General features: G+C 66.9%; 24 protein-coding genes. 15 read left to right on the forward strand and 9 right to left on the reverse strand.

The window, feature by feature from the left end; genetic code table 11:
- Window positions 1–310 precede the first annotated feature (310 nt).
- Together aceA and AWC18_RS06170 are read left to right on the forward strand one after the other, a co-directional pair.
- A complete protein-coding gene (aceA, locus tag AWC18_RS06165; protein ID WP_064996475.1) occupies window positions 311–1,597 on the forward strand; it encodes an isocitrate lyase in 1,287 nt (428 codons plus the stop codon).
- Window positions 1,598–1,767: 170 nt separating this feature from the next.
- Window positions 1,768–2,622, forward strand: coding sequence for a 3-hydroxybutyryl-CoA dehydrogenase (locus AWC18_RS06170; protein ID WP_208858324.1), 855 nt, complete (start codon window positions 1,768–1,770; stop codon window positions 2,620–2,622).
- 24 nt (window positions 2,623–2,646) lie between these two features.
- On the opposite strand, the gene AWC18_RS06175 is transcribed toward AWC18_RS06170, so the two are convergent.
- Together AWC18_RS06175 and AWC18_RS06180 are read right to left on the reverse strand one after the other, a co-directional pair.
- Window positions 2,647–3,102, reverse strand: a complete 456-nt coding sequence (locus AWC18_RS06175) for a hypothetical protein (protein ID WP_085138099.1) — start codon at window positions 3,100–3,102, stop codon at window positions 2,647–2,649.
- Between the two features lie 151 nt (window positions 3,103–3,253).
- Window positions 3,254–4,003: a TetR/AcrR family transcriptional regulator gene (locus tag AWC18_RS06180; protein WP_085138100.1), complete on the reverse strand. Its 750-nt coding sequence runs from the start codon at window positions 4,001–4,003 to the stop codon at window positions 3,254–3,256.
- A gap of 241 nt (window positions 4,004–4,244) precedes the next feature.
- Between AWC18_RS06180 and AWC18_RS06185 the strand changes: the two genes are divergently transcribed.
- From AWC18_RS06185 to deoC, 6 genes are all read left to right on the forward strand, one after another.
- Entirely contained in the window at window positions 4,245–5,621 is a 1,377-nt protein-coding gene (locus AWC18_RS06185) for a DUF445 domain-containing protein (protein WP_420093314.1), read from the forward strand.
- Between the two features lie 87 nt (window positions 5,622–5,708).
- Window positions 5,709–6,101 (forward strand): helix-turn-helix domain-containing protein, encoded by a 393-nt coding sequence (locus tag AWC18_RS06190; RefSeq protein WP_064996640.1) that lies wholly within the window; start codon window positions 5,709–5,711, stop codon window positions 6,099–6,101.
- A 54-nt stretch (window positions 6,102–6,155) separates the two neighbouring features.
- A complete protein-coding gene (locus tag AWC18_RS06195; protein ID WP_085138101.1) occupies window positions 6,156–6,785 on the forward strand; it encodes a heparin-binding hemagglutinin in 630 nt (209 codons plus the stop codon).
- 61 nt (window positions 6,786–6,846) lie between these two features.
- Window positions 6,847–7,107: a DUF2516 family protein gene (locus tag AWC18_RS06200; RefSeq protein ID WP_207504712.1), complete on the forward strand. Its 261-nt coding sequence runs from the start codon at window positions 6,847–6,849 to the stop codon at window positions 7,105–7,107.
- 4 nt (window positions 7,108–7,111) lie between these two features.
- Window positions 7,112–7,519, forward strand: a complete 408-nt coding sequence (locus tag AWC18_RS06205; RefSeq protein WP_064996637.1) for a DUF2599 domain-containing protein — start codon at window positions 7,112–7,114, stop codon at window positions 7,517–7,519.
- Window positions 7,519–8,220: a deoxyribose-phosphate aldolase gene (gene deoC, locus AWC18_RS06210; protein WP_064996636.1), complete on the forward strand. Its 702-nt coding sequence runs from the start codon at window positions 7,519–7,521 to the stop codon at window positions 8,218–8,220. Before AWC18_RS06205 ends, deoC begins: the two co-directional genes overlap by 1 nt.
- A gap of 21 nt (window positions 8,221–8,241) precedes the next feature.
- On the opposite strand, the gene AWC18_RS06215 is transcribed toward deoC, so the two are convergent.
- Together AWC18_RS06215 and AWC18_RS06220 are read right to left on the reverse strand one after the other, a co-directional pair.
- Complete coding sequence (locus AWC18_RS06215; RefSeq protein WP_085138102.1) at window positions 8,242–8,832, reverse strand: cysteine hydrolase family protein; 591 nt, start codon at window positions 8,830–8,832, stop codon at window positions 8,242–8,244.
- A gap of 66 nt (window positions 8,833–8,898) precedes the next feature.
- Window positions 8,899–9,591, reverse strand: a complete 693-nt coding sequence (locus tag AWC18_RS06220) for a winged helix-turn-helix transcriptional regulator (RefSeq protein ID WP_085138103.1) — start codon at window positions 9,589–9,591, stop codon at window positions 8,899–8,901.
- A 135-nt stretch (window positions 9,592–9,726) separates the two neighbouring features.
- On the opposite strand from AWC18_RS06220, the gene AWC18_RS06225 reads away from it, so the two are divergent.
- Genes AWC18_RS06225 through AWC18_RS06245 form a run of 5 tightly spaced genes read left to right on the forward strand, consistent with a single transcriptional unit; the run spans window position 9,727 to window position 14,080 of the window.
- A complete protein-coding gene (locus tag AWC18_RS06225) occupies window positions 9,727–10,716 on the forward strand; it encodes a ferritin family protein (protein WP_085138104.1) in 990 nt (329 codons plus the stop codon).
- Entirely contained in the window at window positions 10,716–11,066 is a 351-nt protein-coding gene (locus AWC18_RS06230; RefSeq protein ID WP_085138105.1) for an MmoB/DmpM family protein, read from the forward strand. Before AWC18_RS06225 ends, AWC18_RS06230 begins: the two co-directional genes overlap by 1 nt.
- On the forward strand, window positions 11,063–12,565 hold the full coding sequence (locus tag AWC18_RS06235) for a ferritin family protein (protein WP_064996631.1): 1,503 nt from the start codon (window positions 11,063–11,065) through the stop codon (window positions 12,563–12,565). The genes AWC18_RS06230 and AWC18_RS06235 overlap by 4 nt, the downstream gene beginning before the upstream one ends.
- Window positions 12,562–13,611 (forward strand): 2Fe-2S iron-sulfur cluster-binding protein, encoded by a 1,050-nt coding sequence (locus AWC18_RS06240; protein WP_133054982.1) that lies wholly within the window; start codon window positions 12,562–12,564, stop codon window positions 13,609–13,611. The genes AWC18_RS06235 and AWC18_RS06240 overlap by 4 nt, the downstream gene beginning before the upstream one ends.
- A 40-nt stretch (window positions 13,612–13,651) precedes the next feature.
- A complete protein-coding gene (locus AWC18_RS06245) occupies window positions 13,652–14,080 on the forward strand; it encodes a rhodanese-like domain-containing protein (RefSeq protein WP_207553360.1) in 429 nt (142 codons plus the stop codon).
- Window positions 14,081–14,115: 35 nt separating this feature from the next.
- Here AWC18_RS06245 and AWC18_RS06250 read toward each other — a convergent pair whose 3' ends face one another.
- The 4 genes from AWC18_RS06250 to AWC18_RS06265 are packed head-to-tail and all read right to left on the reverse strand — an operon-like array spanning window position 14,116 to window position 17,273.
- Window positions 14,116–14,880, reverse strand: coding sequence for an LmeA family phospholipid-binding protein (locus AWC18_RS06250; protein WP_064996404.1), 765 nt, complete (start codon window positions 14,878–14,880; stop codon window positions 14,116–14,118).
- A gap of 9 nt (window positions 14,881–14,889) precedes the next feature.
- Window positions 14,890–15,927 carry an LmeA family phospholipid-binding protein gene (locus AWC18_RS06255; RefSeq protein ID WP_234784340.1) on the reverse strand — a complete coding sequence of 346 codons (1,038 nt, stop codon included), beginning with the start codon at window positions 15,925–15,927 and terminating at the stop codon, window positions 14,890–14,892.
- A complete protein-coding gene (locus AWC18_RS06260; protein WP_085138107.1) occupies window positions 15,924–16,742 on the reverse strand; it encodes a carbon-nitrogen hydrolase family protein in 819 nt (272 codons plus the stop codon). The genes AWC18_RS06255 and AWC18_RS06260 overlap by 4 nt, the downstream gene beginning before the upstream one ends.
- Before the next feature lie 9 nt (window positions 16,743–16,751).
- Complete coding sequence (locus AWC18_RS06265; protein WP_085138124.1) at window positions 16,752–17,273, reverse strand: DUF2505 domain-containing protein; 522 nt, start codon at window positions 17,271–17,273, stop codon at window positions 16,752–16,754.
- Here AWC18_RS06265 and AWC18_RS06270 point away from each other — a divergent pair.
- A complete protein-coding gene (locus AWC18_RS06270; protein ID WP_085138108.1) occupies window positions 17,261–18,358 on the forward strand; it encodes a UDP-N-acetylmuramate dehydrogenase in 1,098 nt (365 codons plus the stop codon). The genes AWC18_RS06265 and AWC18_RS06270 overlap by 13 nt on opposite strands.
- Window positions 18,359–18,417: 59 nt before the next feature.
- Window positions 18,418–19,719 (forward strand): L,D-transpeptidase, encoded by a 1,302-nt coding sequence (locus tag AWC18_RS06275; RefSeq protein WP_064996399.1) that lies wholly within the window; start codon window positions 18,418–18,420, stop codon window positions 19,717–19,719.
- A gap of 4 nt (window positions 19,720–19,723) precedes the next feature.
- Here AWC18_RS06275 and AWC18_RS06280 read toward each other — a convergent pair whose 3' ends face one another.
- Window positions 19,724–20,485, reverse strand: coding sequence for an SDR family NAD(P)-dependent oxidoreductase (locus AWC18_RS06280; RefSeq protein WP_064996398.1), 762 nt, complete (start codon window positions 20,483–20,485; stop codon window positions 19,724–19,726).
- Window positions 20,486–20,664 lie beyond the last annotated feature (179 nt).

The raw sequence follows: 20,664 nt of genomic DNA on the forward strand, positions 1-20,664 counted from the left end.
ACGTTCTAGTCAGTACGAGCGTACTGCTAAAACGTGCGCTGACCTGTGCGGATATGTTACCGGCCGGTAGCTTGTCGGCTGATTTCAACGAAGAATTTTCCCATTCGTTCTTCGCAAACTTTGCAAATTGTTGGCGTTGTGTGGCTGAAATTGGCAACAGAAACGGCTGGACCTGGGGAGATGTCCTGTGCCAAGGTCGCATTAACACACCAGTGAATCGATCGGGGTGTTAGCAAAGCCGGGAAGCGCGTTCGCAGGGCTAGACCGGCGTTGGCCTCCGACCGATCGAGAACGCAAAGGAGCGAACCCAATGTCGACCGTTGGCACGCCGAAGAGCCCCGAGCAGATCCAGCACGACTGGGACAACAACCCGCGCTGGAAGGGTGTCACCCGTACCTACACCGCTCAGGATGTCGTCGCCCTGCAGGGCCACGTCGTCGAGGAGCACACGCTGGCCCGTCGCGGCGCCGAGGTGCTGTGGGAGCAGCTGCACGACCTGGACTACATCAACGCCCTGGGCGCGCTGACCGGCAACATGGCGGTCCAGCAGGTCCGGGCCGGCCTCAAGGCCATCTACCTGTCCGGGTGGCAGGTCGCCGGCGACGCCAACCTGTCCGGCCACACCTACCCCGACCAGAGCCTCTACCCGGCCAACTCGGTGCCGCAGGTGGTTCGCCGCATCAACAACGCGCTGCTGCGCGCCGACGAGATCGCCAAGGTTGAGGGCGACACATCCGTGGAGAACTGGCTGGCGCCGATCGTCGCTGACGGCGAGGCCGGCTTCGGTGGCGCGCTCAACGTCTACGAGCTGCAGAAGGCGATGATCGCCGCCGGTGTGGCGGGTTCGCACTGGGAGGACCAGCTGGCCTCGGAGAAGAAGTGTGGCCACCTGGGCGGCAAGGTGCTGATCCCCACCCAGCAGCACATCCGCACCCTGACCTCGGCCCGTCTGGCCGCCGACGTGGCTGACGTGCCCACCGTGGTGATCGCCCGGACCGACGCCGAGGCCGCCACCCTGATCACCTCCGACGTCGACGAGCGCGACCGGCCGTTCATCACCGGGGAGCGGACGGCAGAGGGCTTCTACTACACCAAGAACGGTCTGGAGCCGTGCATCGCACGGGCCAAGGCCTACGCGCCTTACGCCGACCTGATCTGGATGGAGACCGGTACTCCGGACCTGGAGCTGGCGCGCAAGTTCGCCGAGGGTGTCAAGGCGGAGTTCCCGGACCAGATGCTGGCCTACAACTGCTCGCCGTCGTTCAACTGGAAGCAGCACCTGGACGACGCCACGATCGCCAAGTTCCAGAACGAGCTGGGCGCCATGGGCTTCAAGTTCCAGTTCATCACGCTGGCCGGCTTCCACGCCCTGAACTACTCGATGTTCGATCTGGCCCACGGCTACGCCCGCAAGCAGATGAGCGCCTACGTCGAGTTGCAGGAGCGCGAGTTCGCCGCCGAGGAGCGCGGCTACACCGCCACCAAGCACCAGCGCGAGGTCGGCGCCGGCTACTTCGACCGGATCGCCACCACCGTGGACCCGACGTCGTCGACCACGGCGCTGGCGGGCTCGACCGAAGAGGGCCAGTTCCACTAGGCCTTAACTTGCCGCGAGCGTGCGCAGTCGTACGCCCTGATGCGGCGTGTCGACGGACAGACACGCACGCTCGCGCAAGTGAGAGATGCCCCCGGGGGAGTTGACAGCGCAGGCCCCGCCCAGCCAGCCTGGGCGGGGCCTGTTGCTGGGCGTTGACTGAAAGGGAGACCGTGTCGATCCAACGAGTAGGTGTTGTCGGAGCCGGCCAGATGGGTGCCGGAATTGCCGAGGTGTCGGCGCGCGCCGGCGTCGAGGTGAAGGTCTTCGAGACCACCGACGCACTGGTCACCGCGGGCCGCAACCGCATCATCAAGTCGCTGGAGCGCGGCGTGAGCGCGGGAAAGATCACCGAGCGCGAGCGCGACGACGCCGTCGGCAACCTGACCTTCGTCACCGACCTGGGCGAGTTGGCGGACCGTCAGCTGGTGATCGAGGCCGTGATCGAGGACGACACGGTCAAGTCGAAGATCTTCGCCGAGCTGGATCGGGTGATCACCGACCCGGACGCTGTGCTGGCCTCCAACACCTCGTCCATTCCGATCATGAAGATCGCCGCCGCCACGCAGAACCCGCAGCGGGTGTTGGGCCTGCACTTCTTCAACCCGGTCCCGGTGCTGCCGCTGGTCGAGTTGGTCAGCACGCTGGTCACCGAGCCCGCCGCCGCCGACCGCACCGAGGAGTTCGCCAGCGTGGTGCTGGGCAAGCAGGTGGTGCGCTGCTCGGACCGCTCCGGCTTCGTGGTGAACGCGCTGCTGGTGCCCTACCTGCTTTCAGCGGTCCGCATGCTCGAGTCCGGCTTCGCCACCGTCGAGGACATCGACAAGGCGATCGTCGCCGGACTGTCGCATCCGATGGGTCCGCTGCGGCTGTCCGACCTGGTCGGTCTGGACACGTTGAAGCTGATCGCCGACAAGATGTACGAAGAGTTCAAGGAGCCGCTCTACGCCGCGCCGCCACTGCTGCTGCGCATGGTCGAGGCCGGCCAGCTCGGCAAGAAGTCCGGCCGGGGCTTCTACACCTACTGAGCGGCTAGTGCGTCTACTGAGCGGCTAGTGCGTCGGCGTGACGCCGTACACCGCCCAGCAGGGCCTTCCCTCCATGGGGGAGTCGAACGGCGTTGCCGTCCGGGACAGGCCCTCCGGCGGCACCAGGGTGGGAACGCCGTTGAAGATGACGCACTTGGTGTTGGTGATCAGGTCCTCCGGTGGACGGTCAGCAGGTGCTGCCTCCTGGCCGGCCTGATTGGCGGCGCGGTTGGCCTGCTCGGCCGCGTTCTGGGCCTCGCTGACCGCCCGGTTGGCGATTCCGGCGCCGCAGGCCAGCTGTTGCTGTTGCTGCTCTTCGGGTGTCTGGCCCTGATCACCGGCTGCGCAGGCGTCCTGCGTCTGCCCGCCGGGCTGTTCGGGGTCGTCGGCGCTGGCCAGCGGAGGGCTCAGGAAGGCTCCTACTGCGATCAGCGCCGAGACGACTGCCTTGGCGGCCGGTTTGTAGCCCGTTGCGGCCATAGTGAGACACCTGCCTTCCATTGATAGGTCTTCGGTCAATGGTCGGATCCGACCATCCGCTTGCGACCGTAGGATATTTCGTGGTCGGGGAGATACAGGGGTTTCCCTGGTAATTGGCGGGTAATCGGCGGCACCGCAGGGCGAGGCCAGGTCAGCGGGCAGACTGCGTCGAATCGGCGGTGTCGCGCGCGGGCGCCCCGGCCGCCCGCCGCCACGGCAGCACGGGCGACGGATGCGGGCCGGCGTTGAACTTTTCCAGCGAGCCGCCCACCTCGACAATGCCGCACAGGGCATTCCAGCTCAGCATCGTCAGGTAGTCGATCAGATCGTCGGCGGTCATCCGCGGATCCAGCAGCCACGAGTGGGTGGCCAACTGCACCCCGCCGACGATCATGTAGGCCCACGGCTCCACGCCCTGGGTGTCCATGCCGACCGCCTTCATCCGGCGGCGCAGCATCACCGCGAGCATCCGGGCGATGATGCGCTCGGAGTCGGCGATCACCTTGCTCTTGCTGGCGGAGCTGTTGGCCATCACGAACCGGTACGGCTCGGGCTCGTTGGCCACGGTCTGCACATACACCCGGATTATCTCGCGAACCAGGTCGAACCCGTCCAGGTTCGCCGACAACGCCGCCGCCATGTTCGGGATCAGGGTGGTCTGCGCGAAGCGCATCATCACCGCGGTGGTGAGGTCGTTCTTGTCGACGAAATACCGGTAGAGAACGGTCTTGGACACGCCGATCTCGGCGGCGATCTCGTCCATGCTCACATAGCGCCCGCGGCGCCGGATCGCCTCGATCGTTCCGTCGATGAGGTCATTGCGGCGGTCGACCTTATGTTGGTGCCAACGCCGCTTGCGACCGTCTGTCTTGGCGGTGCCGGGCTGGAGCTGCTCTGCCACTATCGCGGATTCCCATTCCCTAGACGAAATAGATAATACGGGCTGGTGCAGCAAACTCTGGGGCCCGGTAACAGTTACCGGCGGTTCAGCGAGGCTCGACGGAGGAGAGGTGAAGCTGGAGCCGCCGCGTGGACCGGGCGGTTTAGCAAGGCTCGGCGAAGGGAAGTTGAAGCTGAGCTGCCGCATAGACCGGGCGGTTCAGCGAGGCTCGACGAAGGAGAGGCGAAGTTGGCGCCGCCGCATGAACCCGTCTCCTGTCGCGCCGATGGCGGATGATGGTGGCGTGGTGCTTCCAGAGAACCAGTCGAGTTGGCCGGGGGCCGCGCAGACCATGCACTCCTTAGCGGAGTCGTTCGCGGGTGCCGATCCCGAGGCGGACGCGATCCGACAGCGTGATCTGCGCCGGATGAAGGTGGTGGCGCTGAGTTTCCTGCTCGGCGCCACTGTGGTGTTCCTGCTGTGTCGGTGGGCGCAGACCGGTGGCACCGCTCCCGTCTGGGTGGGCTACGTCGGCGCCGCCGCGGAGGCCGGGATGGTCGGTGCGCTGGCGGACTGGTTCGCGGTCACCGCACTGTTCAAACACCCGCTGGGCATTCCCATTCCGCACACCGCGATCATCAAGCGCAAGAAGGATCAGCTCGGCGAGGGGCTGGGCACCTTCGTGCGGGAGAACTTCCTGTCACCACCGGTGATCGAGACCAAACTGCGCGACGCGCAGGTCGCCGGCCGGGTCGGCAAGTGGTTGTCGGAGCCGGCGCATGCCGAGCGGGTGGCGGCTGAGACCGCGACCGTGCTGCGGGTCATGATCGAAATGCTGCGCGACGAGGACGTCCAGGACGTGATCGACCGGATGATCGTGCGACGCATCGCCGAACCGCACTGGGGTCCGCCGGTCGGGCGGGTGCTGGGTTCCCTGCTGGCGGAGAACCGACAAGAGGCACTGATCCAGCTGCTGGCCGACCGCGCCTTCCAGTGGTCGCTCAATGCCGGCGAAGTCATCCAGCGGGTGGTGGAGCGGGATTCGCCGACGTGGTCTCCGCGGTTCGTCGACCACCTGGTCGGCGACCGCATCCACCGCGAGCTGATGGATTTCACTGACAAGGTTCGGCGTAATCCCGATCACGAACTCCGCCGCAGTGCGACCCGATTCCTGTTCGAATTCGCCGACGATCTGCAGCACGACCAGGCGACCATCGCGAAGGCCGACGCGGTCAAAGAGCAGTTGATGGCCCGCGAGGAAGTCGCCAACGCGGCGGCTACAGCCTGGCGGACGCTCAAGCGGCTGGTGCTCGACGGTGTCGACGACCCGTCCAGCGCGCTGCGGACCCGGGTGGCCGCGACTGTGGTTCAGGTCGGAGAAGCGTTGCGCGACAAGGCCGAATTGCGCGACAAGGTCGACAACTGGATTGTGCGGGGCGCCCAGCACCTGGTGGGTCGTTACGGGGTGGAGATCACCGCGATCATCACCGAGACCATCGAGCGCTGGGACGCCGCGGAGGCGAGTCGGCGAATCGAACTGCATGTCGGCCGCGATCTGCAGTTCATCCGGATCAACGGTACGGTGGTCGGCTCGCTGGCCGGCCTGGCGATCTACACCATAGCCCAGCTTATGTTCTGACCTGCGCTAGCAGGTGCTTGCAAAAGTTAGCACTAGGCCGTATCGTGGTGCGTGTCAGCAGTCGCCAGTCCACGAAAGGGGTCACCGGTGTCGCAGGATGACAAGCTCGCCGCAGTGGTCTCCACGGCAGCGGCGGATATCGGTAGCTTCATCCGGTCCCAGCGCGAAGCCGCGCAGGTGTCCATGCGTCAGCTGGCCGAAAAGGCCGGCGTCAGCAACCCGTATCTGAGCCAGATCGAACGTGGACTGCGTAAGCCTTCCGCTGACGTCCTCAACCAGATCGCCAAGGCCCTCAGGGTTTCCGCCGAGGTGCTCTACATCCGGGCGGGAATTTTGGAGCCGAGCGAGAAGAGCGAGGTCCGTGACGCCGTCATTGCCGACGCGGCGATCACGGAACGGCAGAAGCAGGTTCTGCTCGACATCTACACCTCCTTCGTCCAGCAGAACGAAGCCGACGGTGAGGAGACGCCACCTGACTGATCCTCTCTCGTCCTCCTGACCGAATCACCGATTTCAACCCGAAAGGAACCCGACATGGCCGAGAACCCGACCATCGAAGAACTGAAGGCCCCCCTGCTCGCCGCGCTCGGCGCTGCCGACCTGGCACTGGCCACCGTGACCGACCTCGTCGCCAACCTGCGCGAGCGCGCCGGCGAAGCCCGTGAGGACGCCAGCACCCGCGTTGAGGAGAGCCGCGCTCGCCTGACCAAGCTGCAGGAGGAGCTGCCCGAGCAGCTCGCCGAGTTGCGGGAGCGCTTCACCGGCGACGAGCTGCGCAAGGCCGCCGAAGGCTACGTGGAGGCTGCCAGCGAGCGGTACAACGACCTGGTGGCGCGCGGCGAGGCCGCCCTGGAGCGGCTGCGCACCCAGTCCGGTCTGGACGACGCCTCGGCGCAGGTCGAGGGCTACGTCGACCAGGCTGTCGAGCTGACCCAGGAAGTGCTGGGCAACGTCGCGTCGCAGACCCGCGAGGTCGGCGAGCGTGCCGCCAAGCTGGTCGGCATCGAGCTGCCCAAGAAGGACGAGCCTGAGGCTGTCCCGGCTCCGGACCCGGCCCCGGCCAAGAAGGCTCCGGCTGCCAAGAAGGCTCCGGCCAAGAAGGCTCCGGCTGCCAAGAAGGCCCCGGCCAAGAAGGCTCCGGCCAAGAAGGTCACCCAGAAGTAGTCGCAGTTCGACGCCCAGGACGGTGCCCGCCTAGGCTTGCAGCGTGATCGCTGCGAACCTGGTGGGTACCGTCCTTTTCGTTCTGCAGATCGCCGTGTTTGCGACGTCGGTGTACGCCTTCGTCCACGCGGCGATGCAACGTTCTGACGCCTACACCGCCGCCGACAAGCTCACCAAGCCGGTCTGGCTGGTGATCCTCGGGGTGTGCGGGCTGCTGGCACTGGTGTTGCAGGTGATGGGGATGGCGATCGCGGCCTGCGCGGCCGGGGTCTACCTGGTGGACGTGCGGCCTCGGCTCCTTGAGGTCCAAGGCAAGTCCTAGCGCCATGCTGCGTGCATTCATTTTGGCCGCCTGCAATGCCGCGGCCGTGGTGTTGGGCGCGGCGCCGGCCACTGCCGACACCGGGTATGTCGGCTATGTCGATCACACTGAGTGGGTCAGTTACGACGGCCGGGTGAGTCTGCGGGTGTACCCGACCCTGGCTGGGCGGTTGGCGGCTCTGCGGCTCGACAGCGAGGCTGCGGGCGAACAGGCGTGGCAAGAGGTGCTCGCCGATGCTCCCGATGCCGACAGTCCCGGCATGCGCGACCAATTCCTCTGCCACTGGCGCTATGCCGAGTTCGCCCGGCCCGGCAAGATCAGCTGGAATCTGGAGCCGTGGCGCCCCGTCGTCGACGACGTGACCATGTTCGAGTCCGGATGCAATCCGGGTGCGGCCGAGGAGGCCTTCTGATGACCCTGACGCCCCGGCGGCGGTGGGACCGTGACCAGGTGGCGCAGCTGGTGGACCACACGCTGCTCAAACCGGAAGCCACTGTCGCCCAGGTCGAGGCCGTTGTTGCCGAAGCCGCCGAACTCGGTGTCGCCGCGGTCTGTGTGTCGCCGTCGATGGTGGCCGCGGCGGCAGCAGCTGCCGCGGCAATCGGTGCCGAGATCCCCATCGCGGCGGTCGCGGGTTTCCCCTCCGGCAAGCACCTGTCGGTGGTCAAGGCCCAGGAGGCGGCGCTGGCCGCAGCGGCTGGGGCCGCCGAGATCGACATGGTCATCGACGTCGGCGCGGCACTGGCGGGCGATTTCGCCGCGGTGGGCGCCGACATCGCGGCTGTGCGCGCGGCGGTGCCGCACTCTGTGCTCAAGGTGATCGTCGAATCCGCCGCGCTGCTCGAGTTCGGCGGGGACGCCACGGTGGTCGCTGTCTGCAAAGCCGCCGAAGACGCCGGAGCGGATTTCGTGAAGACATCCACCGGCTTTCACCCGTCAGGCGGGGCGAGCGTGCACGCGGTGTCCCTGATGGCCGACACCGTCGGTGACCGGTTGGGGGTCAAGGCCAGCGGAGGAATCCGCAGTGCCGAGGATGCGCTGGCGATGCTCACAGCGGGGGCCACTCGACTGGGGTTGTCCGGCACCCGCGCGGTACTCGACGGGCTGGAGTAGCGGCGTCGTGCCGCCGGGCTGTCAGTCCGGGATCGCCGATGGGGATTCGACCACGACGGCGAACAGATCCGCCACCGCCGCGAGGCTCGCGGCCTGCACGGCTGCGGCAGAAACGGTGCCCTGCGTACCGGGCAGAGCCCGCGTGGCGGTGGCGGAAGCCACCACCGTGGGCGCGTAGCCGAGGTTGAAAGCCCCACGGGCCGTTGAATTGACGCACATATGGGTCATGAAGCCCGCCAGGATCAGGTTCGTCGCGCCCTGTTTCTGCAGGATGTCGTTCAATTCGGTTTGGACAAAGGAATTCGGGTAGGCCTTGACCACTACCGGCTCGGCGCCGCGCGGCGCGACCGCGTCGACGATGGCACCGGACTCACCGTCGATGTCGTAGGGCGAGCCGGGTCCGGCGTTGTGCTGGATGTGGATGACGGGAATGCCCGCAGACCGGGCCCGGTCGAGCAGGACCGCAGTGTCGCGCAACGCGTCCTGGACGCCCTCGAGTTCCATGATGCCGCGGGTGTAGGTGTTCTGACAGTCGATGAGTACCAGCGCGGACTCACTCAGAGCGGCGGGTGTGGTGGGCAGTCCGGTGAGGGTGCGCAGGGTCTCGGTCATGGGGTCCTCTTCTTCGATGGGTGGGTGGTGATGCGGGTGGAGTGGCAGTGTGACCGTGCCGCCCGGTTACTGGCCAACGGCCTTTGCGGCGCGGACGTCACCGGAAAAGGGGCTCATCCCGAACCATTTGGGCAGTGCACGGACGAGCTTCGGTGGGCCTTCCACCAGGATCTCGCCGGTGGTGATCGCCTCGTCGAGCTGACGATGTCCGAACCAGATCTGGTGCCACAGCCGGCCACTGCCGGTCACATTGAGATCGACCGCAAAACCGGGATCGTGCAGGCACACCGACACCTCGGTGTTCGTGGCCACGAGCCAGCCACGGCGTACGTCCCCGTCGGTGAAATCGAACTGAATGGTCGTGCGCCCGCTGGGCAGGAGGGTAGTGATCCCAGAACGCATGCGCCACAACAGCAATGCATTGTTGACCTGATCGGGTTGCGGTTCGGGAAACCACCATCGCACCGTCCAGCGTCCCAGTTCGTGGATCAGTTCGTGGAGGTCCTCACCGGCTTCGGTAAGCCGGTATTCGTGGCTGCGTCCGCTGCCGCTGGGTACGCGGGTGAGCACCCCCACTCCTTCCAGGTGTCGCAGCCGTGCGGTCAGCAGGCTGCGTGACAACCCTGGTAAGCCGCGCAGGATCGCGCTGAACTGTGTTGAGCCAACCATGATTTCGCGAACGATCAAGAGACTCCACCGGTCGCCGAGAACGCTCGCGCCGATAGAGACTGGGCAGTATTCCGCGGGGACCACTGGCATGGCAGCGACCTTACACCCTCAATGTGGTTCAAATTTAGAACTAAAATAGTCGTGATTCTAAACCTAGCGCCGGGGCTCTGCGCTTGGTTGGCTTGCGCTCGACATCGCAACCGCCCGCCATGAAGACAGGCCCACATGACAACGTTTACCGACGCCTACGAGGATCTGACCCTGCACCAACAGATCTCTCCGGAAGCCGATGCCGTGCAGGGGTGGCCACTGCACTTTCCGGACGGATCCCCACCGCTGGCATCAGAATCCACCGCCGTGCGGTCGCAGGATTGGTATGGGTTCCGTGACCCGAACCAATCGGTCTACGTCGGCTGGGTGGCCTCGGCGCACGAGGCCGAGACTGCCCTGGCCGATGGGTTGGCGCGTCTGCGGGAGGCGGCGTCGTCCGGTGACGTCGACTCCGACTGGCTGCGCCACGGTGTTGCCGGTGTGGCCGCGGTGCTGCCCTATGCGGATCGCACCTACTTCCGAGTGCTCAGCCGTGCCCAGCGACTGGCGCTGTCCGACACCGTGACCTTCGCCCTGGTGTTCGGCGCCGCGGACGCGCTTCGTCACGTCGAACATGCCGCGGCCGGGCGCGCAGTGATCGAGGACATCGTGGGCGAAGAGGTGTTCGCCGATGTCGAAGGCGACTGGAGCGCCGGCGAAGGCTGGCAGCCCCTGCGTGCGGCGGCAGAACAACTGCTGGCCACCACCGACTGGGTGGAGGCACTGGTCGCAGTGAACGTGATACTTGAACCCCTGCTGGGGGATTTCCTCCGCGAGCACTACCTGGATTCCGGCGCCCGCCGGCACGGGGACGCCTACACCGCCGCCGCCACCGCGACGTGGCGCTCGGACAGTGACCGCGCACGGCGATGGACGTTCGCGCTGATCGATCACCTGCTCGCCGACCCCGTGCACGGTTCGGCCAACCGGGCAGTCATTGCTGAGTGGGCCGATCGCTGGGAATGGTGGGCACATCGGTCGGTCGCCGCGCTCACGGCTTATCTGAGCCAATTCAGCACCACCGCAGTGAATCTCGACCAATCATGGGCCGACTTGCTGCAGGCCTATCGTCAGGATGTCGGTGACCGGTGGTCGCCGCTTCTGATCGCAGATGGGGCGCTCTGATGGCGCGCATCACGGCGCGCCCGGCCGCGCGGGGAGTGGGCGCCAGCCTCATCAAGGGCCCGGAGACCGACGCCATCATCCGGTACGTCGGCCGCACTCAGCCGACGGTCAATGTCACCGATCGCGGCGTGTACCTCAAAGTCGACGCACCCGACGAGATCGTCATCGATCTTGCCGAGTTGTCCACCGAACTCGGTCGCCTCGTCGATATCGAAGACGTATTGCTCGTGCTGGCCAGCTATTTCGGAGAGATAGACCCGCAACGCGGACCGACGCCCGGAATCGGACGGCTGGTGTTGCGCGCCGAACCCCTCGACGACCGCCCCAAGACGGATGAAGGTGACCGATGACCGCTCCCGCGACGCGCACCCACGACCTGACCAAGCAGTACACCTGGACTCCGTCGGGACCTCCGCCCGCCGCGGTGTTCCCGAGCCGCTACCAGATCCCCGAACGCGGCAGAGATCCCTTCAAACTTCTGTTCCGCGACTATGCGCGCATGGAGGTGGAGAAGGACCTTCGGGTGCAGGCAGCCATGGAGGCGGCCGCATCTGCGCGTACCACGGCGGGGATCGAGCCGCGGTGGGTTGAAGGGCTCAAGCTCGCACTGCCGATCACCGCCGAGGCGGAATACCAGGCGATGAAGGGCGCGGGGTTGCTGATCTCCTCGATCAACAACCCCGAGTTGCAGCAGGGCTACGCGGCGCAGGCCCTCGACGAGGCCCGCCACCTTCAGCTCGTCGGTGCGCTGCGCCGCCACTACCTGTCGCACGCGTCCGATCCCGATGGCCTGCAATACGGATCCCGGGCGCTCGCCCGGCATCCGATCGGCGCGGTCGCGCGTGCCGCGTTCGCGCCCAACTCGGTCAATGACCCGATCGATGCGGTGATCGCGCTGAACGTCGTGCTCGAGACCGCTTACACCAACCCGCTGACCGTCGCGCTGCCGCAGGTGGCCGCCGCAAACGGCGATGACGCCTACGCCACGGCGTACCTGTCGATCCAATCCGACGAAGTCCGTCATATGGCCAACGGTCACGGCACCCTGCGCGCGGTGGCCGAGATACCCGAAAACATTCCCCTGGTTCAGGGGTCGCTGGATCGTGCCTTCTGGCACCAGCATCAGGGTGCCGACACTGCCACCGCGGTGGCCGCCGAGTACTACGTCCGCAACCGGCCCTGGGCCTACCGGGATGCCTGGGAGGAATGGGTCGTCGACGACTTCATCGGCTCGTTCTCCCGCCGGTTCGGGCCCTTCGGGCTGCGTGAGCCCGCGCGCCTGGCCGATGTCGCCCGTGGCGTGGAATCCCAACACCATGCCGTCGCAATCGGATTGGCTGCGCTGTGGCCGCTGAACTTCTTCCGCACCGATCCGCTTGACGCCGCGGACTTCGAATGGTTCGAGGCGAACTACCCGGGTTGGTCGGCGGTCTATCAGCCGCTGTGGGAGGCGTATGCCGCGCTGTCCGACCCGGCCAACGGGCGGCTGCTGCTGCAGGAACTTCCCGGCGTGCCGCCGTTCTGCCAGGTGTGCCAACTGCCCTGCATCGTTCCTCGCTTCGAGGAGCCCGAGACCCGCATCATCGAGTACCAGGGGACCCGCTACGCATTGTGCAGCGAAGGATGCGAGGTCAATTTCTCGTGGAACCCGCGGTCCTACACGTCATTCGGGACATTCTGGAGCCGATACGACGGCTGGGATCTGGCTGACGTGGTGCTCGACCTGGGTTTCCTTCGTGCCGACGGGCGGACCCTGGTCGGACAGCCGCATCTGCGATCCGAGGGCTTGTGGACCATCGACGACATCCGTGCAATCGGGGTCACGATTCGGGACCCGTTGGCCTCGTGAGTGAGAGCGTGTCGCAGTCGGGCGCCCTGACCGTCGAGCCGTTCGGGGTGAGCCTGAACGTGGCGCCAGAGGAGAAGCTGCTGCAGGCGATTCTGCGCAACGGGAACTACGTGCCGTTCGGCTGCAATCACGGCGGCTGCGGTACCTGCGCGGCCCGGGTGATCGACGGTGACCTGGAGCAGGATCCGCGCACCCGAGCGACGCTCGACGAGCAGGCCCGGGCAACCGGGCACGTCTTGTTGTGTTCCACCCGGCTGCTCAGCGACACCGCCACCATCGACGTCACCGCCAGCGGAATCTCCGAAGAGGAATTCGCCGGCGCCCCAACGCATGACGTGACTCTCGTCGTCGAGCGTCTGGTGTCTTTCACCCCGGAGCTGCACACGCTGACGCTGAGCGCCCCGCCGCCGCCCTGGGCGCACCGGCCCGGGCAGTTCCTGCACATCGAACTGCCCGACCGCACCGGATGGCGCGCCTATTCGATCGCCTCGCACGACCAGGAATCCAGCCTGGAATTCGTGATCCGATCTGTGCCGGGCGGGGCGTTCACCACGGCACTCGATGACATCCGCCCCGGCGACACCTTACGCATCCGGGGCCCATTCGGATCGTTTCAGCTACGTACCTCCCATCGGCCCAAACTCTTCATCGGAAGCGGTGCCGGCATCGGCCCGATCCGCGCCTTGGTCCACAGCCTGCTGCAGGTCCCCGGCCACCCTCCTGCCGAGCTAGTCCATATCGCACGCACTGCAGCCGAACTGGTGTTCCAGGACGAGTTCGCCGCCCTCGCCGACGCTGACGACGACTTCACCTACCACCCGCTGCTGCCGCCGGCCGGCGGCAGAAGCGCCGATCACGTGACCGCGTGGATCTCCGGCCGCACGGCGGCTGCGCAGCTGCGGAGCGCCGAGGCCTATCTGTGCGGTCCGGATCGGTTCGTCGACACCGTCGCCGAAGCCCTATGCACCGCGGGGCTGCGGTCCCGCTATCTGGCTGCGGATCGCTTCACGGCGTCCGCCGGCCCCGCGCTGGCCCCATCTGTCTGACGACCCCAATGCCCTGCCCCGATCGACCAAGGAGATGACCGTGACCGACACACCCACCAGCCGCACCCTTGAGATAGTCCATGCCGCGCAGGAGAAGCTCGACCGTCTCACCCCGCAGGAGGCGGCCGCCGCTCTCGACCAAGGCGTGCTGTTCATCGATACCCGCACCAGCGAGGAGCAGGCGGCTGACGGCGTCATTCCCGGGGCGATCTCGGTGCCGCGCAACGCCGTCGAAGCCTTCCTCGACCCGACGCACCGGCCGCTTTTCACACCCGAAGAAGCCGCTGACCTCCCGCCGGTGCCCGAGCCGGACCAGCAGGTCATCGTGCTGTGCAATCTGGGACTGGCCTCCAGCCTGTCCGCGGCCTCGCTGCAGCGCATCGGGCTGCGCGGCGCCACCGACGTCGAAGGCGGGTTTCAGGCCTGGAAGGCCGCCGGCCTGCCCGTCGTGGACGCAAGCTCAAGCTGATTCGCGCGGCACCCCGACGCGGGGTGCACTGACCCCTACAGCGAGTCGAAGCACTGACTCGACGAGGACCCCTCGAGGGCGGCATCGCGGCTGGAGAACTTCACCGCCACACCGGTGTCGGTGACTTCCACGCTGTCGAGGTGGATGCCCAGCGGAAGGTCATCAGTCACCTTTGCGGTGAGTTCGTCGAGGCGGCGTTGCACGGTCTGGGTGTCCAGATCGTGGCCCAGCGCCTCCAGATCGACCACTTGCAGCGACAGTCCGTTGTTGACCAGCTGCGGCTTGACGGTGGCCTTGTTCAGCAGGCCCTTGAGCTGGACGGTGCCGGCACCCGGGTCGGCGGTGACACTGCCGGTGACGATGCTGCCGATCATCGGAACCACGTCCTGGATCGACTGCTTGATGCCGTCGGCCGGCCAGGTGATGGTGCCGTCCAGCGACCCGATAGTGCCCTTGGGGTCGGATGCGCCCGCACTCTTGTTCAACCGGACGTCGCGGATGTCCAGCTCCAGCTGCATGCCCTTGGCCTGCCGGATCTGGTTGCCGGCCGTCTTGACCGAGATGTGGGAGTACTCGCTGTTGAAGTACTGCGCCAGCACCGGGGGAGTGGTCCCGAAGGACACCGTGGCGCTGTCCTGCGCTTCGCATTCGACGGCTTCGGCGACCAAGGTGTTCGCACGGTGGCGGGCGTAGAGCTCACCGCCGAGCATTCCGACCAGCGCTACCGCCAGCACGGCTGTCAGGGCCAGCATGATCGCCGGCAGGCCGGAAAACCGATGTGTGGATCCGGGTGCGCTCATTTCGCAAGGTTACAGATTTGCGAAGCAGGGGTCATCCGTCCGCGGAATGGAAGCGTTGCGGGTGGAGAACCGCGCCACCACGCCGGTGTCGGTGACCTCGACGCTGTCCGCGCGCAAACCAAGCGGATAACGCTTGGTCAACTGCGAGGCGAACCTGTCCAACTCGGGCTGCAGCGACTCGCGCGGCAGGGTCAGTGCGCCCAGGCCGGTCAGCTTCTGCACCTGCAGCGACAGGCCCCCGTTGACGACTTGGGGCTTGACCACGACGCTGGCAAGGCCGAAAGCACCCTTGAGCTCGACGGTGCCGTCCTGCGCATTGGTCTTGAGGTCGGAGACCAGGTTGCCCAGGATCGGAACCATGTTCTGAACGGTCTCTTTGATCCCGGCCGATGGCCAGGTCAGCGTCGCCTGCAGCGAACCGATGGTGCCCTTCGAGTTGTCGGTGCCGTGCAGATCGACATCGGAGATGTTCACGTCGGCGGTCATCTGCTTGGCGTCTTTGACCTGATTGCCCGCGGTGTGGATGGAGATGTTGGTGTAGTTGCCGGTGATGTGCTGCCACAGGAACGGCGGTGTCACCCCGAACGAAGCGGTGGCCTTGTCGTTCACCACGCATTCGGTTGCCTTGGCCACCTTGCTGTCGCCGATACGGCGGGCGATCAATTCGGCGCCGATCAATCCGGCCAACGCCAGTGCGACCACCGTGACCAGGATCAGGACCACGGCCAGTGGGTCACGCAGCACCGACCGCGACCGCGAGGGCTCCGTCGGCGGGCCTGCGATGACGGAGGTCGAGGCCTCATCGGCGGGTGCCGGCGGCGAATCCACGGCCGGTGGCGCGGCGGCCGGTGGGGGCGGCGCGGCCTGTGGTGGCGGCGCGGGAATTCGGGTGGTGGGCTCTTCACGACCACCCACCGGCATCTGCCGGGTGGGTGAGGCGGAGGGCTCCGGTGGGCCAGACGGCGTAGCGCCACTCTGCGGTTCGGGTTGGCCGGTGGGGCGAGCCCAGGGCGACTCGTCTTGGGGAGGTCCGGGCGGATTGCTCACCCGCGCGATTCTGCCTTACCGACCTGAAGGAAAGCCGCGCGATTGCTCAACACGGCCAGCGTCCGGCGGGCCGCGGCGACCGTGTCGAGGTCGATGTCGCAGACCAGCAGTTGCGGTGAAGCGCCGGCCGAGGCGATCACCTCACCCCACGGCGAGGTGACCAAACTGTGGCCCACCCCGGTCGGGGCGCCGGAGAAATCCTCGGCGCCTCCCGGGTCGGCCTGCCCGACCGCGACGACGTAGCTGGTCGAATCCAGTGCCCGGGCCCGGGCCAGCAGCTCCCATTGGGCCAGCTTCCCGGGGCCGGCACCCCACGAGGCGCAGACCACCGTCAGTTGTGCCCCGCGATCGGCCAACTCGGTGTACAACGCCGGGAAGCGGATGTCATAACAGGTCGACAGCCCGACGCCGACCCCGTCGACATCGATCACCACCGGCTCCAACCCGGGTGCCACCGTACGTGATTCGGTGAAACCGAAGGCGTCGTAGAGGTGGACCTTGTGATAGTGCGTGTCGGTTCCGGGGCCGACTGCCAACAAGGTGTTGGTGACGCGTCCATCATCGGCCGGGGTGAACATCCCGGCGACCACGGTGATCTGAGCCCGCGCGGCGACCTCGCGAACCCGCGTGGCCCACGGTCCGTCGAGTGGTTCGGCCACCGGTCTGAGCGGCACGCCGAAGCGGCACATCGCCGCCTCCGGGAACACCACCAGCGACGCCCCCTGATCGGCGGCTCGCTCGGTGTAGTCGATCACCAATCGCAGATTCTCGGCCGGGTCGGCGCTGCTGAGTATCTGCGCACACGCAATCCGCATGAGACCAGCCTATTCCGTCCCTGTAGCGCCGCCCTGCTTCAGCCAAATCGAGGTGAACCGCTGCTCGGCGGTGATCAGCTCGGCCAACTGCCCGCCGATGAAGTTCTCGATCTTGCCGCCCACCAGCGGGATATCGACCTGCACCGTTGCGGTCAGTCGCAGCTCACACCCGTCGGCTGCCGGCGCCAGCACGGCATCGCCGGACAGTTTCGCCGGCGCACCGACCACCTTGCCGGTCACCTGGGCGCGGGCCTGGCCGTCGCGCACCGGATGCCACGTCTCGCGCCGCGTGACATCCAGATTGCCGGGATGGAATTGGGCCGCCAGCGCGGGCAGCTTCTCGCGGCGAATGCTCTGAGTGGTCGCGACGTAGACGCGGCCGTCGGGGCTGACGGTCATCGAATCCAGTGCCACGACATCGGCTCCGGAGTCGGCCAACCGGGCCCGCCAGTAGTGCTCATCGGCAAAGGCGGCATATACCTGCTCGACGGTTGCCGGGTAGTGCTCGAAGAGCGTGAATGTACGCGGCATATCCGGTCACGCTACCGTTACCGGCCGTGGCGGGTTCCGAGTACGCGGGCGCGCGTGTCGCCGAGGCGGTGCCGCTGGCGCCCCTGACCACCCTGCGGGTGGGACCGGTCGCCCGACGGATCATCACCTGCGCCGACACCGAGCAGATCGTGGCCGCGCTGGGCGAACTCGATGCGGCCGGGGACCGTCCGTTGCTGCTCGCCGGGGGCTCCAACGTGCTGATCGCCGACGACCTCGAGGACCTGACCGTGGTGGTCCTGGCCAGTTCCGCCATCACCATCGAGGGCAATCTGCTGCGCGCCGAAGCCGGTGCGGTCTGGGACGACGTCGTCGCCCGCGCGGTCACGGCGAAGCTGGGTGGCCTGGAGTGTCTGTCGGGCATTCCGGGCTCGGCCGGGGCCACCCCGGTGCAGAACGTCGGGGCCTACGGTGTCGAGGTCGCCGACCGCCTGACCCGGGTTCGGCTGCTGGACCGGCGAACCGGCGATGTGCGCTGGACACCGGCGGCCGAGTTGGACCTCGGCTACCGCACCAGCGTGCTCAAGGGCTCGGATGCGGTGGTGGTGCTGGAGGTCGAGTTCGACCTGGACCCGACCGGGCGCAGCGCACCGCTGCGGTACGGCGAGTTGACCGCTGCGCTGCAGGCCGCCGACGGTGAGCGACGAGATCCGGCAGCGGTCCGCGCCGCGGTGCTCGCGCTCCGGGCTGCAAAGGGCATGGTGCTCGACGAATTTGACCATGACACCTGGAGTGTCGGCTCGTTCTTCACCAATCCGGTTGTGCCGCAGGAGACATACCTCAGCGTGGCCGACCGGGAAGGCGGCTCGGTACCGCACTGGGAGGCTCCGGGCGGGGTGAAACTGGCTGCCGGCTGGCTGGTGGAACGCTCCGGTTTCAGCAAGGGCTATCCCGGCCCTGATGCGGCGGCGCGACTGTCCACAAAGCATGCGCTGGCATTGACCAACCGGGGCAGCGCCACGTCCGCCGACATCGTGGACCTGGCCCGCCTGGTGCGGGACGGGGTGCGCGACACCTTCGGCATCACCCTGCACCCCGAGCCGGTGCTCGTCGGGTGTGCGCTGTGAGCCAGGCGTAATCCAGCGTCAAAGGTGGTCAGGCGGCTGGGCCGGTATCTTGGAATGCCGTGACTCTGAACCGGCGACGTGCGTTGGTGGCGCTGGCCACCGGGGCTCTGGCGCCGACCGCCCTGGCGGGGTGTTTCAGCCGGACCGAGCAGAGCGCTGAGAACGGGCCGGCGTCCGCGCCGGCCCTGACATTCGAGCCCGCCCTGGAACAGGGTGCGGCGGACGACGTGCTGCCCACCGCCGCCATCGGCGTCGCGGTCCGCGACGGCTGGTTTCAGCGGGTGGCCCTGACCAATCCGGCCGGCAAGGTACTCGCCGGAAGCTTCAATCGGGAGCGCACGCGCTACACCGTCACCGAACCGCTGGGCTATGACTCCGTCTACACCTGGAGCGGCTCGGTGGTGGGCCACGACGGCAACACGGTGCCGGTCAGCGGCACCATCACCACGGTCGCACCCACCGTTGTCATCGACGGGGGCTTCCAATTGGCCGACGGGCAGACGGTTGGGGTGGCCGCACCGGTGATCCTGCAGTTCGACGGACCGATCGCGGATAAGGCGGCTGTCGAGCGAGCCCTGACCGTCGTCACCGAACCACCGGTGGAAGGCAGTTGGGCCTGGCTGCCGGACGAGGTGCAGGGCGCCCGGGTGCACTGGCGCAGCCGAGACTATTTTCCGGCCGGAACCAAGGTCAGCGTCACCGCCAAGCTGTACGGCCTGCCGTTCGGCGACGGCGCCTACGGGGCCCAGGACATGTCCCTGGACTTCACGATCGGCCGCCGCCAGGTGGTGCGGGCCGAAGTCTCATCTCACCGGATTCAGGTGGTCCGTGACGAGGGCGTCATCATGGACTTCCCCTGCAGCTACGGCCAGGCCGACCAACCCCGCAACATCACCCGCAACGGCATTCACGTGGTGAGCGAGAAATACGCGGACTTCTACATGTCCAATCCGGCCGCCGGCTACAGCAACATCCACGAACGCTGGGCGGTACGGATCTCCAACAACGGAGAGTTCATCCACGCCAACCCGGCCAGCGCGGGCGCGCAGGGCAACACCAATGTCACCAACGGCTGCATCAATCTGTCGACAGACGACGCCGAGCAGTATTTCCACAGCGCGATCTACGGCGACCCGGTCGAGGTGACCGGTAGCTCCATCGAGTTGTCCTACGCCGACGGCGACATATGGGACTGGGCGGTGGACTGGGACACCTGGGTCTCGATGTCGGCGTTGTCGAAGTCTGAACAGACTCGGACATCGCTGCCCAGCGCCGCGCCGGCCACGCCGACCGATGCACCGACGCTGTCGGGCACACCGACGACGACGACAACCAGTACGCCGAATCAGCCCGGCGGTTAGAGCGTCAGCTCTCCCGGTGAGCGCGGGTCGCTGATACCTGGTCGCGCGGGCGGATGACGATCTGGTCGAGGTCGACATGTGGCGGCCGGGAGGCCACGAACCCGATCACCTCGGCGATGTCAGCCGCCGTGAGCGGTGTCAGACCGGAGTAGACGGCATCGGCGCGTTCTTGGTCGCCGCCAAATCGCACAAGGGAGAACTCGGTGTCCACCATGCCGGGAGCGATTTCGGTGAGCCGCACCGGCTTTCCCAGCAATTCGCCGCGCAGCGTGCGGTGCAGCGCACTCTGGGCGTGCTTGGCCGAGGTGTATCCGGCCCCGCCGTCATAGATTTCGAATGCCGCGATCGAGGTCACGGTGACCACCAGGCCGTCTCCGGAGGCGACGAGTTTCGGCAGCAGCGCGCGCGTCACGTGCAGTGTGCCCAGCACGTTGGTCTCCCACATCCAGCGCCAGTGCTCGAGGTCGGCATCTTCCACAGATGCCAGACCCTTGGCCCCGCCGGCGTTGTTGACCAGCACATTGAGCGAGCCGCCAACCCGGTCGCAGGCATCCGCCAGCCCCGCGACCGCGGCCGGGTCAGTGATATCCGTCACTACCGCGGTACCGCCGATCTCGTCGGCCAGGGCCGCGAGGCGATCGGCACGACGTGCCACGACGATTACGTGAAAGCCTTGTCCGGCAAGTGTTCTCGCTGTCGCCTCACCGATGCCAGAACTGGCGCCGGTGACTACGGCGATGCGCTGATCGCGCGTGTGTGTCGTCATCGCCACAACCTTAGTGATCGTGTTAGATTCTCAGCTATGTCTCGCAGTGCCCGCTATCTGACAGCGGTCTGTCTGGTCGCCGACGGCGCGTGTTGTCGCGTCTGTCGTTGCGCCTGACCTGCTGCGAGTAGCACTCCTTAGGAGAATTCGCCGGGTCGTAGGCGCAAATCCGGCCCCCT

Source organism: Mycolicibacter nonchromogenicus (assembly GCF_002101775.1).
GTDB lineage: Bacteria > Actinomycetota > Actinomycetes > Mycobacteriales > Mycobacteriaceae > Mycobacterium > Mycobacterium nonchromogenicum.

Coding starts and splice junctions, on each gene's coding strand:
- AWC18_RS06220 (WP_085138103.1), bottom strand. CDS start 9,591: ATGCCAGTGGTCCCCGCGGAATACTGCCCAGTCTCTATCGGCGCGAGC.
- aceA (WP_064996475.1), top strand. CDS start 311: ATGTCGACCGTTGGCACGCCGAAGAGCCCCGAGCAGATCCAGCACGAC.
- AWC18_RS06250 (WP_064996404.1), bottom strand. CDS start 14,880: ATGAGCGCACCCGGATCCACACATCGGTTTTCCGGCCTGCCGGCGATC.
- AWC18_RS06280 (WP_064996398.1), bottom strand. CDS start 20,485: ATGACGACACACACGCGCGATCAGCGCATCGCCGTAGTCACCGGCGCC.
- AWC18_RS06260 (WP_085138107.1), bottom strand. CDS start 16,742: ATGCGGATTGCGTGTGCGCAGATACTCAGCAGCGCCGACCCGGCCGAG.
- AWC18_RS06195 (WP_085138101.1), top strand. CDS start 6,156: ATGGCCGAGAACCCGACCATCGAAGAACTGAAGGCCCCCCTGCTCGCC.
- AWC18_RS06270 (WP_085138108.1), top strand. CDS start 17,261: ATGTACGCGGCATATCCGGTCACGCTACCGTTACCGGCCGTGGCGGGT.
- deoC (WP_064996636.1), top strand. CDS start 7,519: ATGACCCTGACGCCCCGGCGGCGGTGGGACCGTGACCAGGTGGCGCAG.
- AWC18_RS06235 (WP_064996631.1), top strand. CDS start 11,063: ATGACCGCTCCCGCGACGCGCACCCACGACCTGACCAAGCAGTACACC.
- AWC18_RS06225 (WP_085138104.1), top strand. CDS start 9,727: ATGACAACGTTTACCGACGCCTACGAGGATCTGACCCTGCACCAACAG.
- AWC18_RS06175 (WP_085138099.1), bottom strand. CDS start 3,102: ATGGCCGCAACGGGCTACAAACCGGCCGCCAAGGCAGTCGTCTCGGCG.
- AWC18_RS06230 (WP_085138105.1), top strand. CDS start 10,716: ATGGCGCGCATCACGGCGCGCCCGGCCGCGCGGGGAGTGGGCGCCAGC.
- AWC18_RS06265 (WP_085138124.1), bottom strand. CDS start 17,273: ATGCCGCGTACATTCACGCTCTTCGAGCACTACCCGGCAACCGTCGAG.
- AWC18_RS06185 (WP_420093314.1), top strand. CDS start 4,245: ATGAACCCGTCTCCTGTCGCGCCGATGGCGGATGATGGTGGCGTGGTG.
- AWC18_RS06215 (WP_085138102.1), bottom strand. CDS start 8,832: ATGACCGAGACCCTGCGCACCCTCACCGGACTGCCCACCACACCCGCC.
- AWC18_RS06205 (WP_064996637.1), top strand. CDS start 7,112: ATGCTGCGTGCATTCATTTTGGCCGCCTGCAATGCCGCGGCCGTGGTG.